This window comes from Kitasatospora saccharophila (genome assembly GCF_039529925.1).
Lineage (GTDB): Bacteria > Actinomycetota > Actinomycetes > Streptomycetales > Streptomycetaceae > Kitasatospora > Kitasatospora saccharophila.
On the sequence record NZ_BAAANS010000002.1, the window covers coordinates 277,593 to 293,087 of the forward strand.

13 protein-coding genes and 2 rRNA genes are annotated in these 15,495 nt (G+C 73.3%); 3 read left to right on the forward strand and 12 right to left on the reverse strand.

What is annotated here, in order from left to right:
* Nucleotides 1-81 precede the first annotated feature (81 nt).
* Nucleotides 82-1,392 (reverse strand): class I SAM-dependent RNA methyltransferase, encoded by a 1,311-nt coding sequence (locus tag ABD345_RS03040; protein ID WP_344550113.1) that lies wholly within the window; start codon nt 1,390-1,392, stop codon nt 82-84.
* 541 nt (nt 1,393-1,933) lie between these two features.
* The gene (locus tag ABD345_RS03045) at nt 1,934-4,015 is read right to left on the reverse strand and encodes an APC family permease (RefSeq protein WP_344550098.1); all 2,082 of its coding nucleotides are present in this window, start codon (nt 4,013-4,015) and stop codon (nt 1,934-1,936) included.
* A gap of 245 nt (nt 4,016-4,260) precedes the next feature.
* Between ABD345_RS03045 and ABD345_RS03050 the strand changes: the two genes are divergently transcribed.
* Together ABD345_RS03050 and ABD345_RS03055 are read left to right on the forward strand one after the other, a co-directional pair.
* Nucleotides 4,261-4,929, forward strand: coding sequence for a potassium channel family protein (locus ABD345_RS03050; RefSeq protein ID WP_344550099.1), 669 nt, complete (start codon nt 4,261-4,263; stop codon nt 4,927-4,929).
* Complete coding sequence (locus ABD345_RS03055; RefSeq protein ID WP_030906692.1) at nt 4,929-5,585, forward strand: NAD-binding protein; 657 nt, start codon at nt 4,929-4,931, stop codon at nt 5,583-5,585. Before ABD345_RS03050 ends, ABD345_RS03055 begins: the two co-directional genes overlap by 1 nt.
* A 62-nt stretch (nt 5,586-5,647) precedes the next feature.
* Here the strand turns inward: ABD345_RS03055 and ABD345_RS03060 are convergent, their stop codons facing one another.
* The 4 genes from ABD345_RS03060 to ABD345_RS03075 all read right to left on the reverse strand — a co-directional run bounded on the left by ABD345_RS03060 (nt 5,648) and on the right by ABD345_RS03075 (nt 10,181).
* A complete protein-coding gene (locus tag ABD345_RS03060) occupies nt 5,648-6,409 on the reverse strand; it encodes a DUF3159 domain-containing protein (RefSeq protein ID WP_344550100.1) in 762 nt (253 codons plus the stop codon).
* Nucleotides 6,406-6,816 carry an OB-fold nucleic acid binding domain-containing protein gene (locus tag ABD345_RS03065; protein ID WP_344550101.1) on the reverse strand — a complete coding sequence of 137 codons (411 nt, stop codon included), beginning with the start codon at nt 6,814-6,816 and terminating at the stop codon, nt 6,406-6,408. The genes ABD345_RS03060 and ABD345_RS03065 overlap by 4 nt, the downstream gene beginning before the upstream one ends.
* Before the next feature lie 66 nt (nt 6,817-6,882).
* Nucleotides 6,883-7,563, reverse strand: coding sequence for a response regulator (locus tag ABD345_RS03070; RefSeq protein WP_344550102.1), 681 nt, complete (start codon nt 7,561-7,563; stop codon nt 6,883-6,885).
* Complete coding sequence (locus tag ABD345_RS03075) at nt 7,560-10,181, reverse strand: sensor histidine kinase (RefSeq protein ID WP_344550103.1); 2,622 nt, start codon at nt 10,179-10,181, stop codon at nt 7,560-7,562. The genes ABD345_RS03070 and ABD345_RS03075 overlap by 4 nt, the downstream gene beginning before the upstream one ends.
* A gap of 139 nt (nt 10,182-10,320) precedes the next feature.
* On the opposite strand from ABD345_RS03075, the gene ABD345_RS03080 reads away from it, so the two are divergent.
* Entirely contained in the window at nt 10,321-11,151 is an 831-nt protein-coding gene (locus ABD345_RS03080; RefSeq protein ID WP_344550104.1) for a patatin-like phospholipase family protein, read from the forward strand.
* 146 nt (nt 11,152-11,297) lie between these two features.
* On the opposite strand, the gene ABD345_RS03085 is transcribed toward ABD345_RS03080, so the two are convergent.
* The 6 genes from ABD345_RS03085 to ABD345_RS03110 all read right to left on the reverse strand — a co-directional run.
* Nucleotides 11,298-11,963 (reverse strand): ABC transporter ATP-binding protein, encoded by a 666-nt coding sequence (locus ABD345_RS03085; protein WP_344550114.1) that lies wholly within the window; start codon nt 11,961-11,963, stop codon nt 11,298-11,300.
* A gap of 11 nt (nt 11,964-11,974) precedes the next feature.
* Complete coding sequence (locus tag ABD345_RS03090) at nt 11,975-12,916, reverse strand: ABC transporter ATP-binding protein (protein ID WP_425556752.1); 942 nt, start codon at nt 12,914-12,916, stop codon at nt 11,975-11,977.
* A gap of 340 nt (nt 12,917-13,256) precedes the next feature.
* Entirely contained in the window at nt 13,257-14,354 is a 1,098-nt protein-coding gene (locus ABD345_RS03095; protein WP_344550105.1) for a hypothetical protein, read from the reverse strand.
* The gene (locus ABD345_RS03100; RefSeq protein WP_344550106.1) at nt 14,347-15,054 is read right to left on the reverse strand and encodes a SigE family RNA polymerase sigma factor; all 708 of its coding nucleotides are present in this window, start codon (nt 15,052-15,054) and stop codon (nt 14,347-14,349) included. Before ABD345_RS03100 ends, ABD345_RS03095 begins: the two co-directional genes overlap by 8 nt.
* Nucleotides 15,055-15,208: 154 nt before the next feature.
* Nucleotides 15,209-15,325, reverse strand: a 5S ribosomal RNA gene (gene rrf, locus ABD345_RS03105).
* A 75-nt stretch (nt 15,326-15,400) separates the two neighbouring features.
* Nucleotides 15,401-15,495: ribosomal RNA gene (locus tag ABD345_RS03110) — 23S ribosomal RNA — on the reverse strand; the annotation flags it as partial.

Here is a 15,495-nt window from a genome sequence, read left to right on the forward strand (position 1 = left end):
TTGAACGGAGCCGGCCCCGGGAAACGCCGCACGGGCGCGGGAAGGGCTCCCGCGCCCGTGCGTGTGGTGCGCCGCCGGCCGTTACCGGACCGGCTCCAGGATGGCGACGCACTCGAAGTGCTGGGTCATCGGGAACAGGTCGAAGGCCCGCAGCGAGACCGGGCGGTAGCCGCCCTCGCGGAAGAAGGCCAGGTCGCGGGCGAGGGCGGCCGGGTCGCAGGCGACGTAGGCGATCCGGCGGGCCTCCAGGGAGCTGAGGTGGGCGACGGTGTCGCGGCCGGCGCCGGCGCGCGGGGGGTCGAGGACGATCAGGTCGGTGGAGGTGATGCCGGTGCGGGGCAGCAGGGTCTCGACCTTGTCGCACTCGATCCGGACGTGCTCCAGCGCGGCGAGGTTGTGCCGGGCGTCGGCCACCGCCTGCTTGCCGGACTCGATGCCGAGCACCGCGCCCTCCTCGCCGACCCGTTCGGCGAGCGCGCCCGCGAACAGGCCGACGCCGCAGTAGAGGTCGAGCGCGCTCTCGCCCCACTGCGGGTCGAGGCCGGTGAGGACGGCGTCGACCAGGGTCTCGGGGGCCTCGGGGTGGATCTGCCAGAAGCCGCCCTCGGAGACCCGCCAGGTGCGGCCGGCGGCGCGCTCGCGGACGAAGGTGCGGCCGTGGACGCGGTGGAAGAGGTCCTGGTCGTCGATCCGGGCGATGGAGGTCTCCCGGTCCAGTTCGACCAGCGGCAGCTGCTCGCCGGTCCGGGGCCGCAGGATCACCTGGCGGTCGGAGGAGCCGGAGGAGGCGATCGCCTCGACGGAGGCCACGCCGGTCCAGTCCCGGGACTCGATGCCGAGTTCGGTGACGCCGGGCGCGGCGATCAGGCAGCGGTCGATCGGCTGGACGTCGTGCGAGCGGTGCTTGCGCAGGCCGACGCCGCCCTCCTCGTCCACCGCGTACTGGACCCGGGTGCGCCAGGCCGGGACCTCGCCCGCCGGGAGCTTGCCGCCGACCGGTTCGACCGAGCCGTCCCAGCGGGCCTCCTCGGGGGTGAGGCCGGCCAGCTTGGCGAGCTGCTCGGTGAGGACGGCGGCCTTGAGCTTGCGCTGCCCGCCGGGGGTGACGTGCTGCCAGTCGCAGCCGCCGCACTTGCCGGGGCCGGAGAACGGGCAGGGGGCCTCGATCCGGTCCTTGGAGGGGTCCAGCACCTCCACCGCGTCGGCCCGCAGGAAGCGGGAGGTGGTGGTGCCCTCGGTGACCAGCGCGACCACCCGCTCGCCGGGCAGCGCGTGCCGGACGAACAGCACCCGCCCCTCGTGCCGGGCCACGCAGTGGCCGCCGTGCGCGACCGGCCCGACCTCGACCTCGTAGCGCTCGCCGACCAGCGGGTCCCCGGAGGGCTGCCGCATCACCGGCTGCGCGGGCCGCAGCGCCTTGGTCGGGCGCACCGCGCCGGGCTTGCGCCCCTGCCGGGCCGGCTTCTTCGCGCCCTCGCCCCTCGGCGCGGCCTGCTTCGGCCCGGCCTGCTCCGGAGCCTTGTCCTTGGGCGCGGCCTTCGTCGCGTTCTTCGCCCGAGCGGCCTTCGCCGGAGCGTTCTTCGCCGGAGCGGCCTTCACGGGCTTCTCCGGGCGCTGCTCGCCGGGCACCGGCGGCAGGCTGCGGGCGGTGTTGCCCTCCCGGTCGGTGGCCTCCGGCCGGGCGGGCCGGCTGCTCCAGCGCGGGTGCGCGACCTGCCCCGGCTTGGCGCCGGACGTGCGGCCGGGGCGGCCCTGGCGACCGGAGGAGCGGGGCGGGTTGTTGCGGGTCACGGGGGTCGCTTCCTTACGGGAGACAGCGGGACACTAACGGGTGGAGCACCGTGCGGCGAACACGGCGGCCCGCGGCGGACCGGGAACGATCCGCCACGGGCCATTGAAGGCCATCCGGAGACCGGACGGGCAGCGCGTGCGCTCAGTCGCGCGGCGCGGCGTCCGCCCCGCCGCCCGACCCGCCGGTCGGACCGGCGGACCCGGCGGAATCGGCCGGACCGCCCGCCCCCGGCCGCCGCCGCGGCTCGCCGCGGCGCACCGCACCGGGCGCGGACCACGCCTTGGGCGCCTTGCGCCGCTCCGAGGACTCCAACTGCCAGGGTACGGAGGTCACCATCACGCCGGGCTTGAACAGCAGGCGGCCCTTGAGCCGCAGCGCGCTCTGGTTGTGCAGCAGGTGCTCGTACCAGTGGCCGACCACGTACTCGGGGATGTAGACCGCGACCACGTCGCGCGGGCTGGAGCGGCGCAGGTTCTTGACGTACTCCAGCACCGGCCCGGTGACCTCGCGGTAGGGCGAGTCGAGGACCTTGAGCGGCACGTCCAGGCCGCGCTCCTCCCAGTCCTGCCGCAGCGCCGCGGTGTCGGCCGGGTCGACGTTGACGGTGACGGCCTCCAGGGTCTGGGCCCGGGCGAGGCGGGCGTACGCGAGGGCGCGCAGCGCGGGCTTGTGGATCTTGGAGACCAGCACGATGGCGTGCACCCGGGTCGGCGGGGCGGCGTCGTCGGGCTCCTCGGCGGCCTTGAGCTCGGCGTTGACCCGGTCGTAGTGCCGGCGGATCGCCTTCATCACGACGAACAGCACCACCATCAGGGCGATCGCGATCCAGGCGTGGCCGATCTTGGTGGCGAGCACCACGATCAGCACGGCCATGGTCATCACCAGGCCGAAGGTGTTGATCGCCCGGCTGCGCTGCATGTGGGCGCGCTTCTTCGGGTCGGTCTCGGTGCGCAGCAGCCTGGTCCAGTGCCGGATCATGCCGGACTGGCTCATGTTGAAGGCCACGAAGACGCCGACGATGTACAGCTGGATCAGCCGGTTCGGGTCGGCGCCGAACGCCACGATGAACAGGATCGCCGCGCCGGCCAGCAGCACGATGCCGTTGGAGAAGGCGAGCCGGTCGCCGCGGGTGTGCAGCTGCCGGGGCAGGTAGCGGTCCTGGGCGAGGATCGAGCCGAGCACCGGGAAGCCGTTGAACGCGGTGTTGGCGGCCAGCACCAGGATCAGGCCGGTGGTGGCGGCGACGAAGTAGAAGCCGGGCGTGAAGTTGGAGAACACCGCTTCGGAGATCTGTGCCAGCACGGTCTTCTGGTGGTAGTTCTCCGGCGCGCCGATCAGCTGCTCGGCCGGGTTCTCGGCCATCTGCGTGCCGGTCAGGTGGGCCAGGTAGATGATGCCCATGAACATCGTCACGGCGATGGAGGCCATCATCAGCAGCGTGGTCGCCGCGTTCTTGCTCTTCGGCTTCCGGAAGGCCGGCACGCCGTTGGAGATCGCCTCCACGCCGGTCAGCGCGGCGCAGCCGGAGGAGAACGCCTTCAGCAGCAGGAACACCAGCGCGAACCCGGCCAGCGAACCGTTCCCGTCCGTCGCCGCCAGGTGGTACGAGGAGCTCTCCGCGGGCAGCGCGGCGCCGAACCCGAAGTGCCGGACCAGGCCGTACACCACCATGCCCATGACGCCGACCATGAACGCGTACGTCGGGACGGCGAACGCCGTGCCGGACTCGCGCACGCCGCGCAGGTTCATGCCCATCAGCAGGATGACCAGGAAGACCGACAGCGTCATCTCGTGCCCGCGCAGCGCGGGCACCGCGGAGACCACGTTGGCCACGCCGGAGGTGGTCGACACCGCCACGGTGAGGATGTAGTCGACCATCAGCGCGCTCGCCACCACCAGGCCGGAGTTCGGCCCGTGGTTGACGGTGGCGACCTCGTAGTCGCCGCCGCCGCTGGGGTAGGCGTGCACGTTCTGCCGGTAGGAGGCGACCACCGCGAGCATCACGATGGCGACCACGACGCCGATCTGCCACGAGAAGTGGATGGCCGAGGCGCCGGCCAGCGACAGCGTCAACAGGATCTCCTCGGGCGCGTACGCGACGGAGGAGAGCGCGTCCGAGGCGAACACCGGCAGCGCGATGCGCTTGGGGAGGAGCGTCTCCCCCAGCTTGTCGCTGCGCAGCGCACGCCCGATCAGGATGCGTTTCGGTAGGTCAGCAGGCATAGGCACAACAAGGGATCGTAAGGGCTCCCGGTGGCACCGGATGCCTCGCGGGGCCACCTTGGTCGAGACTGTGTTCGGTGGACCGGCTAGCGTGTCGGCAGAAGGTTTTGCGGGCAACACCGAGTTGCCCCTCGCGTCGGATCACAGGCGCGGCCGACCAGCGGCCCCCGGAATCGGGTGCACGGAAGGACGATGAGCGGTGTTTACGCAGGTCATGACCCCAACGGACCGGGTGAGGTAGGCGCGTGCACATCGTCATCATGGGCTGCGGACGCGTGGGCTCCGCCCTCGCCAGAACGCTTGAGAAACAAGGTCACTCGGTCGCGGTCATCGACCAGGACCCGACCGCGTTCCGCCGGCTCGGCGCGGGCTTCAACGGCCGCCGGGTCACCGGCGTCGGCTTCGACCAGGACACCCTGAAGGAAGCCGGCATCGAGGAGGCGGGCGCCTTCGCCGCCGTCTCCAGCGGTGACAACTCGAACATCATCGCGGCCCGGGTGGCCCGCGAGAACTTCGGCGTCGAGCACGTCGCGGCCCGCATCTACGACCCGCGCCGCGCCGAGGTGTACCAGCGCCTGGGCATCCCGACCGTCGCCACCGTCCGCTGGACCGCCGACCAGATGCTGCGCCGGCTGCTGCCCAGCGGCGCCGAGCCGCTCTGGCAGGACCCGTCGGGCTCGGTGCAGCTCGCCGAGGTCGCGTTCGCCCCGGCCTGGATCGGCCACCGGCTCTCCGAGCTGGAGGAGGCCGCCGGCGTCCGGGTGGCGTTCGTCACCCGGGTCGGCGAGGGCACGCTGCCCACCCCGCAGATGGTGGTCCAGGAGGGCGACCTGGTGCACGTGATGCTGCGCCGCAACGAACTGACCGCGGTCGAGGCGGCGTTCGCGAAGGCCCCCGAGGAGGCTGGTCACTGATGCGCGTCGCCATCGCCGGAGCCGGAGCCGTCGGCCGTTCCATCGCCGGGGAGCTCCTGGAGAACGGCCACGAGGTCCTGCTGATCGACAAGAACCCGAACTCCATCTCGGTGGAGCGCGTCCCGCTCGCCGAGTGGCTGCTCGCCGACGCCTGCGAGATCACCTCGCTGGACGAGGCCGCGCTGCAGCGCTGCCACGTGGTGATCGCCGCCACCGGCGACGACAAGGTCAACCTGGTGGTGTCGCTGCTCGCCAAGACCGAGTACGGCGTGCCGCGGGTGGTCGCCCGGGTGAACAACCCGAAGAACGAGTGGCTGTACAACGAGTCCTGGGGCGTGGACGTCGCGGTCTCCACCCCGCGGCTGATGTCGGCGCTGGTCGAGGAGGCGGTGAGCGTCGGCGACCTGGTCCGCCTGATGCGCTTCTCCCAGGGCAACGCCAACCTGGTCGAGCTCACCCTGGCCGCGGACACCGACCTGGTCGGCACCCGGGTCGGCGACGTCGCCTGGCCGGTGGACACCGCGCTGGTCACCATCATCCGCGAGGGACGGGTGCTGGTCCCCGGCGGCAGCGACACCCTGGAGGCCGGTGACGAACTGCTGTTCGTCGCCGCCCAGGAGCGCGAGGAGGAGCTGGAGACGCTGCTGGCCGGCTGACCCGCCCCCGCACGGCGAAGGGCCCCGCGCGGTGCGCGGGGCCCTTCGTCACGTCCGGGAGGTCACTTCTCCGGCGCCTGCTCGTCCTCGTCCAGCTCCGCCTTGATCGGCGGCGGCGCGGTCAGCAGGATCCGCCAGGTCACGTACATCGCCAGCAGCAGCGGCGGGATGCCGAGGGCGACCTTCAGCCAGCCCAGCAGGTTGATGTTGTGGGTGAAGTACAGCGGGAACAGGATCACCGGCTTCAGGCCCATGATCAGCACCCAGGCCCAGGTCGCCTTGGTGTAGGCGGCCAGCCGGCCGGGGTTCTGCTTGCGCCAGGTGAACATCTCGCCGGTGATCGGGCCGAGCATCAGGCCGATCATCGGCCAGCGCACCAGCGCCGAGACGGCGAGCCCCGCGCAGTAGAGGACGTTCCACAGCAGGCCGGGCAGGTAGAAGTCCTCGGCCTTGCCGGTCTTCATCGAGATCCAGGCGCCGATCGCCACCCCGAACACGCCGGAGAAGGCGTGCTGGATGGTCTCCCGGCGGACCAGCCGGACCACCACGAACACCGCGCACAGCGCCAGCGCTGACCAGGCGGCGGCCGGCACCTTGTGGGTGATGTTGAACGCGATGATGTACACCAGGCCCGGCAGCGTCATGTCGATCATGCCGCGCACGCCGCCGAACGCCTTGAGCACCGTCTCGGCCGCCTCCTTCGAGGCGTCCCGCTCCGGCTCGGCCGCCGACCCGGCCGGCTCGTGCACCCCGGGACCGGACCGGTCGTCGTCCTGCGGGCCCTGCGGGCCGTGCGCGCTCACCCTGATCGCCTCGTTGCTCACGCGGTCTCGCTCCCGTGTCCCACCGGACGCAGCTCGTAGCGGGGGTTGAAGAGCACGCGGCGCCCGCGTGCGTGGCTGATCCGGCCACTGGCGATCAGGCGGCGGCCCGGCTCGATGCCCACGATCGAGCGTCGGCCCAGCCACACCACGTCCAGCGCCTCGGTGCCGTCGAACAGTTCGGCCTCCAGCGCGGGCACTCCCGCGCGCGGGCGCAGCGTGACGGTGCGCAGCGTGCCCGCGACGGTGACGATCTCGCGGTCGCCGCAGGCGGCGATCGGGGTGCAGCCCGCCTCCGCGGTGTCCTGCCGCAGCTCCTCGGCCTCCAGCTCCTCGGAGGAGGAGGTCAACCGGCTCAGCATGCGGCGGAAACGGCCTTGCGGCTGGTCGCCGATGTTGTCACCACTCATGCCGGAAGGGTACCGGTTCGCCGGTGCCGGGCGGCAGGGCCGCGCGTGGGGTGGATCACGGCCGGGTCACGGCTCGAAGCGGTACCCCATGCCCGGTTCGGTGATGAAGTGCCGGGGGTGCGAGGGGTCCGGCTCCAGCTTGCGGCGCAGCTGCGCCAGGTAGACCCGCAGGTAGTTGGTCTCCTTGCGGTAGGCCGGGCCCCACACCTCCTGGAGCAGCTGGGTCTGGCTGACCAGCCGCCCGGAGTTGCGCACCAGCACCTCCAGCAGGTGCCACTCGGTGGGGGTGAGCCGGACGTCCGCGCCCTGCCGGTCGACCTTCTTGGCGGCCAGGTCGACGGTGAAGCCCTCGGTGACGATCACCGGCTCGCCCTCGGCGGTGACCGGTTCGGCCCGGCGGACGGCGGCCCGCATCCGGGCCAGCAGCTCGTCCATGCCGAACGGCTTGGTGACGTAGTCGTCGGCGCCGGCGTCCAGCGCCTCGACCTTCTCGTCGGAGGCGTGCCGGGCGGACAGCACGATGATCGGCACCCGGGTCCAGCCGCGCAGGCCGCGGATCACCTCGACGCCGTCCATGTCGGGCAGGCCCAGGTCGAGCACGACCACGTCGGGGTGGCGGGCGGCGGCCAGCTCCAGGGCGCCCGCGCCGTCGTGCGCGGAGTCCACCTCGTACTTCCGGGCCTTGAGGTTGATCACCAGGGCGCGGACGATCTGCGGTTCGTCGTCCACCACGAGGACCCGGGTCATGCGGAACCGGCCTTTCGTTCGTCTCGTGCGTCTCTTGCGTCTCTTGCGTCTCGTGCGTCTCGTGCGTCTCTTGCGTCGGCGGGGTGTGCCGGGGCGGCGGGCGCGGCGGGCAGCGAGACCACCATGGTCAGCCCGCCGCCGGGGGTGTCCTCGGCGGTGACGGTGCCGTCCATCGCCTCGGCGAAGCCGCGGGCCACCGCCAGGCCGAGGCCGACCCCGGCACCGCGCGGGGCGTCGCCGTGCCGCTGGAACGGGGCGAAGATCCGCTCCCGGGCCTCCTCGGGGACGCCGGGGCCGCGGTCGACCACCCGCAGTTCGACCCGTCCGGCGCGCTCCAGCAGATCCGCCTTCACCAGGACGGGTGACCCGGGCGGCCCGTGCTTGACGGCGTTCTCCACCAGGTTGGCCAGCACCCGCTCCAGCAGGCCGGCGTCGGCCCGCACCATCGGCAGCGACTCCGCCACGTCGAGGCGCACGCTGCCGGGCGGGACGCCGCCGAGCACGAACGGCACCACCTCGTCCAGGTCGGTGGGCTGCAGCAGCGGGGTGACCGTGCCGGTCTGCAGCCGGCTCATGTCCAGCAGGTTGTTGATCAGGTGGTCGAGCCGGTCCGCGCCGGACTCGATCCCGGCCAGCAGTTCGGCCTCGTCCTCCGGGTCCCACTCGACGTCCTCGGCGCGCAGCGAGGACACCGCGGCCTTGATCCCGGCCAGCGGGGTGCGCAGGTCGTGCGAGACGGCGGCCAGCAGCGCGGTGCGGATCCGGTTGCCCTCCGCCTCCCGGCGGGCCGCCGCCGCCTCCCCCGCCAGCCGGCGGCGCTCCAGCAGCACGGCGGCCTGGTTGGCGAACGCGCCGAGCATCCGCCGGTCCCCGGCGGGCAGCACCCGGCCGCGCAGCACCAGCGCCAGGCGCTCGCCGACCGGGACGTCCACGTCGGCCCGCTCCGGCCCGGCGGGCGGACGCGGTCCGACCGAGGCCGCGGCCTGCCAGCCGCCGTGCGGGTCGGTGCGCTCCAGCAGCGCCACCGCCTCCTGCTGGAAGGTCTCCCGGACCTGCTCCAGCAGCGCCGTCAGCACCCCCTCGCCGGTCGGCGCGCCGCGCAGCACGGTGCCCGCCAGCGCGGACAGCGTCTGCGCCTCGGCCTGGGCACGGGCCGCGACGTGGCTGCGCCGGGCCGCCAGGTCGACCACGGTGGCCACCGCGATGCCGACCGCCGCGAAGATCGCCACCGCGGCGATGTTCTCCGGCTGGGCGATGGTGAAGGTGTGCACGGGGGGCGCGAAGTAGTAGTTGAGCGCCGAGGAGGAGACCAGCGCGGAGGCGATCGCCGGGTACAGCCCGCCGACCAGCGCCGCGCACACCGTCAGCGACAGGAACAGCAGCATGTCGGTGGACAGCCCCGGCCCGTGCAGCCTGGTCAGCGCCAGCGCCAGCAGCGGCGGCCCGACCACCCCGATCACCCAGCCCGCGACCGTCCGGGTCCGGCCCAGGTCGGTCACCTTGCGGATCGGGATCCGGCCCCGGCCGCGCGCCGCGTGCTCGTGGTTGACCATGTGGACGTCGATGTCCCCGGAGTCCCGGGTCACCGTGTAGCCGACGCCCGGCCCGTACACGTACTGCCAGACCTTGCGGCGGCTGGTGCCGATCACGATCTGGGTGGCGTTGACCCCGCGCGCGAAGTCCAGCAGCCCGGCCGCCGGGTCGTCGCCGAGCACCGGGTGGAAGCTGCCGCCGAGGCTCTCCACCAGGGCGCGCTGCTCGATCAGCGCCTGCGGGGAGGAGCCGGACAGGCCGTCGGAGCGCGAGATGTGCACCGCCAGCAGTTCGCCCGCGCTGTTGCGGGCCGCGATCCGGGCCGCCCGGCGGATCAGCGTGGCGCCCTCCGGGCCGCCGGTCAGGCCGACCACGATCCGCTCCCGGGCCTGCCAGGTGCCCTGGATGCCCTGCTCGGCCCGGTAGCGCTGCAAGTACTCGTCGACCCGGTCGGCCGTCCACAGCAGCGCCAGCTCGCGCAGCGCGGTCAGGTTGCCGGGCCGGAAGTAGTGCGCGAGCGCCGCGTCCACCTTGTCCGGCGCGTACACGTTGCCGTGCGCGAGGCGGCGGCGCAGCGCCTGCGGGGACATGTCGACCAGTTCGATCTGGTCGGCCCGGCGCACCACCTCGTCCGGCACGGTCTCCCGCTGCCGGACGCCGGTGATGCCCTCGACCACGTCCCCCAGCGACTCCAGGTGCTGGACGTTGACGGTGGAGATGACGTCGATCCCGGCCGCCAGCAGTTCCTCCACGTCCTGCCAGCGCTTGGCGTTGCGCGAGCCGGGCACGTTGGTGTGGGCCAGCTCGTCGACCAGCGCGAGCGCCGGGTCTCGCGCCAGCACCGCGTCCAGGTCCAGCTCGGTGAACTCGGCGCCCCGGTGGGTCATCGTCCGGCGCGGGACGGTCTCCAGGCCCGCCAGCAGCTCGGCGGTGCGGGGCCGGCCGTGGGTCTCCACGAAGCCGACCACCACCTCGGCGCCCCGCTCGGCCCGGCGGTGCGCCTCGGCCAGCATCGCGTGGGTCTTGCCGACGCCCGGGGCCGCCCCGAGGTAGATCCGCAGCCTGCCACGGGCCGTGTGCACCATGGCTCCGAGACTACGGGCAGAAATCGCACCATCCGCTGATCGGACCGCTCCCCGGCGGAGAATTGTCACCTTCTTGACGCCCCCCGGCGGCCCGTGCGCCAGAATGCCGGGGAACCGGACGATTCGAGGGGGAACCACCATGCGCGGACTCGTACTCGGCGGCGGCGGACTCGCCGGAATCTCCTGGGAGACCGGCCTGCTGCACGGCCTCGCCGAAGCCGGGATCGACGTCCCCGGCACCGCCGACCACGTCCTCGGCACCTCCGCCGGGTCCACCGTCGCCGGACAGCTCGCCTCCGGCCTCCCGCTCGCCGAGCTCTACCGCCGGCAGACCGACCCGGAGCTGCAGAACCCCGAGATCACCCCGCCCGCCGAAGCCCTCGGCGCCCTCTTCGAAACCCTCGGCAAGCTGATCGCCGAGATCGGCGACCCCACCGAACTGCGCCGCCGGGTCGGCGCGCTCGCCCTCGCCGCCGACACCGTCCCCGCCGCCGACCGGCTCGCCGTCATCGCCGGGCGCCTCCCGCGCCACGACTGGCCCGCCTGGCCGCTCACCGTCACCGCCGTCGACGCCGAGACCGGCGAACCCCGCACCTTCGACCGCCGCAGCGGCGTCCCGCTGGTCGACGCGGTCGCCGCCAGCTGCGCCGTCCCCGGCATCTGGCCCACCGTCGAGATCGACGGCCGCCGCTACATGGACGGCGGCGTCCGCAGCTCCAACAACGCCGACCTGATGACCGGGCAGCAGGCCGTCCTGGTGCTGGCTCCGATGACCGACCCGTTCCTCGCCCCCGAACTGGCCCTCCTCGAAACCACCGGCAAGGTGCTCGCCGTCACCCCCGACGAGGACTCGCTCGCCGCGGCCGGCCCCAACCCGCTCGACAACGCCGTCCGCACCCCCTCCGCCCGAGCCGGCCGGGCCCAGGGCCACCGGATCGCCGAGCAGGTCCGCGCGCTCTGGACCGCCTGAGCTCCTGACGGTCTGAGCTCCTGACGGTCTGCCCCTCGGGCGCTCCGAGGGCCGGGGCACTGGGCCGGGGCACTGGGCCGGGGCACTGGGCCGGGAACGACGACGGCCCGGGCGAGCCCACACGGTCGCCCGGACCCGCCCGCCGACTACTCGACGATCTTGCCGTCCCGCAACTCCAGGACCCGGTCGGCGAGTTCCATCAGCTGCGGGTCGTGCGTCGCCACCAGGGCCGTCACGCCCTCGCTGCGCACCACCGCCCGCAGCAGCTGCATGATCGCCAGCCCGGTGTCCGAGTCCAGCTGGCCGGTCGGCTCGTCCGCGATCAGCAGCGCCGGCTCGTTCGCCAGCGCCCGCGCCACCGCCACCCGCTGCTGCTGACCGCCCGACATCTCGGTCGGCCGCTGCTCCGCGTGCTCCGACAGGCCCACCATCGCCAGCAGCGTCCGGACCCGCTCCTCGCGCTCCTTCACCGCCACCTTGCGCAGCCGCATCGGCACCCCGACGTTCTCCGCCGCCGTCAGCACCGAGATCAGGCCGAACGACTGGAACACGAAACCGATCCGGTCCCGCCGCAGCTCCAGCCGGCCCGCCTCGTCCAGGCCCGCCAGGTCCGTCCCGGCGATGCTGATCTTCCCGGAGGACGGCGTGTCCAGCCCGCCCACCAGGTTCAGCAGCGTCGTCTTGCCCGAACCCGACCGGCCGCGCAGCGCCGTCAACTCGCCCGCCCGCGCGGTGAACGACACCCCGCGCACCGCGTGCACCGCCCGGTCGCCCTCGCCGAACGTCCGGTGCACGTCCTCCACGACCACCATCGCGCCGTCGCTCACCCCTGCACCTCTTCCTCGGCCCGCCACACCCCGATGTGGTCCTCCTCCAACGCCAGCCGCACCCGGCGGCTGAGCTGCAGCGCCTCCGTGAAGTCCGGCGGCAGTTGCAACCGGCCCACCCGGTCCAGCACCGCGTACTCCACGCCCGGCTCGCCCCGCTCGGGACGCAGCACCTCCGTGGAGGTCCGCCCGTTGCGGATCCGCACGGTCCGGCGCACTTCCTGCGCCACCATAAGGTCATGGGTGACGATCAGCACCGTCACCCCCAGCTCCTCGTTCACCGAACGCAGCGCCGCGAAGATCTCCTCGCTGGTCGCGCTGTCCAGCTCGCCCGTCGGCTCGTCCGCCAGCAGCAGCGCCGGGGAGTTCGCGTTCGCCACCGCGATCGCCACCCGCTGCTGCTCACCGCCCGACATCTCGTCCGGCCGCCGGCCCGCCAGGTGCCCGATCCCCAGCAGCTCCAGCAGCTCCCCCGCCTGCCGCCGCCGGTCCCGTCGCGGCACGCTCGCGTACCCCATCGGCAGCATCACGTTCTCCACCGCCGTCAGGTACGGCAGCAGGTTGCGGGCCGTCTGCTGCCAGACGAAGCCGACCGTGCGGCGCCGGAAGTCCAGTCGCTCGCGCTTGCCCATCGCCAGCAGGTCGTGCCCCGCCACCCGGGCGCTGCCCGCCGTCGGCACGTCCAGCCCCGCGAGGATCCCCAGCAGCGTCGACTTGCCCGAGCCCGAGGCACCGACCAGCGCGATCAGCTCGCCCTCCTCGACCAGCAGGTCCAACCCCTGCAGGGCCTGCACCTCGACGCCCTCGGTCCGGTGGATGCGCACCAGGTTCTCGCACACCACCATGCCCTCCGCGGGAGGCGGTCCGTCCGCGGCCGCGCGCCTGCGCAACTCCTCGAAATCCGGCCCGGCCCCCACACCCACGGTCTCGACCCCCACGCCATTCCCCTCCGGTCCGAACCGCACGGCTCGCCACGACCTGTCCCACCGGGACGCCACCGGACCGGTCGGACGGGGCAGTCCCCTGTTCTGCCCCGGCCGACCGGCCCGATGTTCCCCCGACGACCGGCGCCCTCACGGCGACGGTCCCAACACTCCAACGCGGCCCGGAGCAGACGGGTTGCATCGGATTCCGAACTTTTTCGAGCCGACCGCGCACCCGGCCGTCCCACCCGCCCCGCGGCTCCGCCCCGCCTTCTCGACCTGACTACGGTTCCGGTTCCGACCGCGGGTGCGACGACGGCCACGGTCACGGCTCCGGCTACGGCCGCGACTACGGCTACGGGGACTTCGACGGCGCCCCCGAGGGACCCGGTGACCCCGTCGCCCCGGGCGCCCCCAGCCCCTGGAACTCCGCCGCCGCGACCCGGAACGGGTACGACGCCCCGGACTCCGGCGTCACCCCGCTCCCGCTCCGGTGCACCGCCATCACCGCCACCATCGACCCGCTGACGTGCACCGCGACCTCCTCGGCCGCCGTCGAGGACTGCCGCAGCCCCAGCGCCACCACCCCCGCGGCCCGCTCCCCCACCGTCCACCCCTCCGCCCGGCAGTCCTCGCCCGACAGCATCCGGTCCCCCACCGACCGGGCCACCGCCGACGTCGAGAACTCCAGCACGTACTGGTACGCCGTCGTCCCCGCCTCCCCGCCGTCCGTGTAGGTCTCCCCCCACGTCCGCTCCGCCCCCGCGGTCGCCACCAGCCCCGGCACGCACCCGTCCGCGAACGCCCCGTCCAGCCCCGTGCCCGACGCCGTACCCGACGCCCCGGACGGCGATCCGGCCCGCCCGCCGCCGGCCTGCCCACCGTCGGCCGGGTGCGCACCGGCACCCGCACTGCCCGACGCACCGGGCGTGACCGAAACCAGCACCGACGCCGACGCGGATGGGCTGCCCGACGGCACCGGCGACCACGGGCCGTACCAGCCCGTCACCTTCGGCAGCCGCTCCGCCTCCAACGCCAGCGCCCGCACTTCCGGTTCCGCCGAGTCCAGCGCCGACAGCACCCACCCCGAAGCCGTCGGCAGCGGCGGGAGCGAAGGCGACGGAGCGAACGTCAACGTGATCGACGCCTTCGGCAGCGGCAGCGCCGACCGCTCCACCGGCACCCCCGCCACCCCGTGCGCGGACCGGAGCGGCAGCACCGACGTCACCGTCCACAACGCCGTGACGCCCAGCACCCCGGCCCCGGCCACCGCACCCGCCCGACGCCGCTGCCGACGCCGCGCCCCGCGCCGGACCACCTCCGCGCTCTCCGGCGCCGGCACCTTCAGCGCCACGTCGCGCCGCAGCCCGTCGAACATCGCCTCCAGACGGACAGCACCGATCGCCGGACGGTCCTCCGCCTCGTCCACCTCCGGGAGTTCGGACCTAGACATGCGAACCGCAGTCCTCAGCCACCCGCACCCGGTCCCCCGTCAACTCCACAGCCTCCGGCCCCCCTTCCGCACCGCCGCCCCCCGTCGTCCGCTGCTCCCGCACATCCTGCCGCTCACCCGCGGCAGCCGCCCGAACCGGCCGCAGCGGGGCGACCACCGGCTCCTCGACGACCGCCGCCGGCTCTTCCCCCAACAGCACCGCCAACGCCTGCCTCCCCCGGTGCAAGCGCGCTTTCACCGTCCCGACCGGCACCCCTTCGTCCGCGGCGATCTCCGCCACCGAACGCCCTCCCATGTGGTGCCACACCAACGCCGACCGCTGCGCCTCCGGCAACTTCCGCAGCGCCTCCACCAACGCCACCGTCTCCGGCCCCGGCCCCGGAACCGGGGACTGCTGACCGTCCCCGTGCCGGATCCAGCTCTGCAACGCCGTCCGCGCCCGCCGCCACCGACTGATCGCGATCCGCTGCCCCGTCAACCGGACCCAGGCCACCGGATTCTCGTGCGACACCAGCCGCCCCCAGTGGTTCCACGCCCGCACGAACGCCTCCTGGGCGGCATCCTGCGCCTCGCCCAGATCGCCCGTCAGCGCGTACAAGTGCGCGACCAGTTGCCCGTACGCAGCCTCGTAGAACACCCGAAAGTCGCCGTCGCCCCGACCGGCTCTACCGCCGGCCCCCTCGCCCTGCTCCACGACCATGACGCCACAGTGTGCCGTGCACCGCCCCACCCGGCAACAGACACCCCCCTTGTCTGCCCTTTCGGTCCCGCTCCCCTACTTCCCCGTTCCCTCCGGTCCCGGAAATGCAGAAAGGGCCCCAGCCTGACGGCTGGAGCCCTTTCTTTGAATGATTGTTCGGCGGCGTCCTACTCTCCCACAGGGTCCCCCCTGCAGTACCATCGGCGCTGTGAGGCTTAGCTTCCGGGTTCGGAATGTAACCGGGCGTTTCCCTCACGCTATGACCACCGAAACACTATGAAACTGTCACCGCCCACCCATTGGTGGGGGTCGTTGTTTCAGAACAACACAGTGGACGCGAGCAACTGAGGACAAGCCCTCGGCCTATTAGTACCGGTCAACTCCACCCCTCACAGGGCTTCCATATCCGGCCTATCAACCCAGTCGTCTACTGGGAGCCTT

Coding starts and splice junctions, on each gene's coding strand:
- ABD345_RS03040 (WP_344550113.1), bottom strand. CDS start 1,392: ATGCGGCAGCCCTCCGGGGACCCGCTGGTCGGCGAGCGCTACGAGGTC.
- ABD345_RS03045 (WP_344550098.1), bottom strand. CDS start 4,015: ATGCCTGCTGACCTACCGAAACGCATCCTGATCGGGCGTGCGCTGCGC.
- ABD345_RS03055 (WP_030906692.1), top strand. CDS start 4,929: ATGCGCGTCGCCATCGCCGGAGCCGGAGCCGTCGGCCGTTCCATCGCC.
- ABD345_RS03065 (WP_344550101.1), bottom strand. CDS start 6,816: ATGAGTGGTGACAACATCGGCGACCAGCCGCAAGGCCGTTTCCGCCGC.
- ABD345_RS03070 (WP_344550102.1), bottom strand. CDS start 7,563: ATGACCCGGGTCCTCGTGGTGGACGACGAACCGCAGATCGTCCGCGCC.
- ABD345_RS03075 (WP_344550103.1), bottom strand. CDS start 10,181: ATGGTGCACACGGCCCGTGGCAGGCTGCGGATCTACCTCGGGGCGGCC.
- ABD345_RS03080 (WP_344550104.1), top strand. CDS start 10,321: ATGCGCGGACTCGTACTCGGCGGCGGCGGACTCGCCGGAATCTCCTGG.
- ABD345_RS03085 (WP_344550114.1), bottom strand. CDS start 11,963: ATGGTGGTCGTGGAGGACGTGCACCGGACGTTCGGCGAGGGCGACCGG.
- ABD345_RS03095 (WP_344550105.1), bottom strand. CDS start 14,354: ATGTCTAGGTCCGAACTCCCGGAGGTGGACGAGGCGGAGGACCGTCCG.
- ABD345_RS03100 (WP_344550106.1), bottom strand. CDS start 15,054: ATGGTCGTGGAGCAGGGCGAGGGGGCCGGCGGTAGAGCCGGTCGGGGC.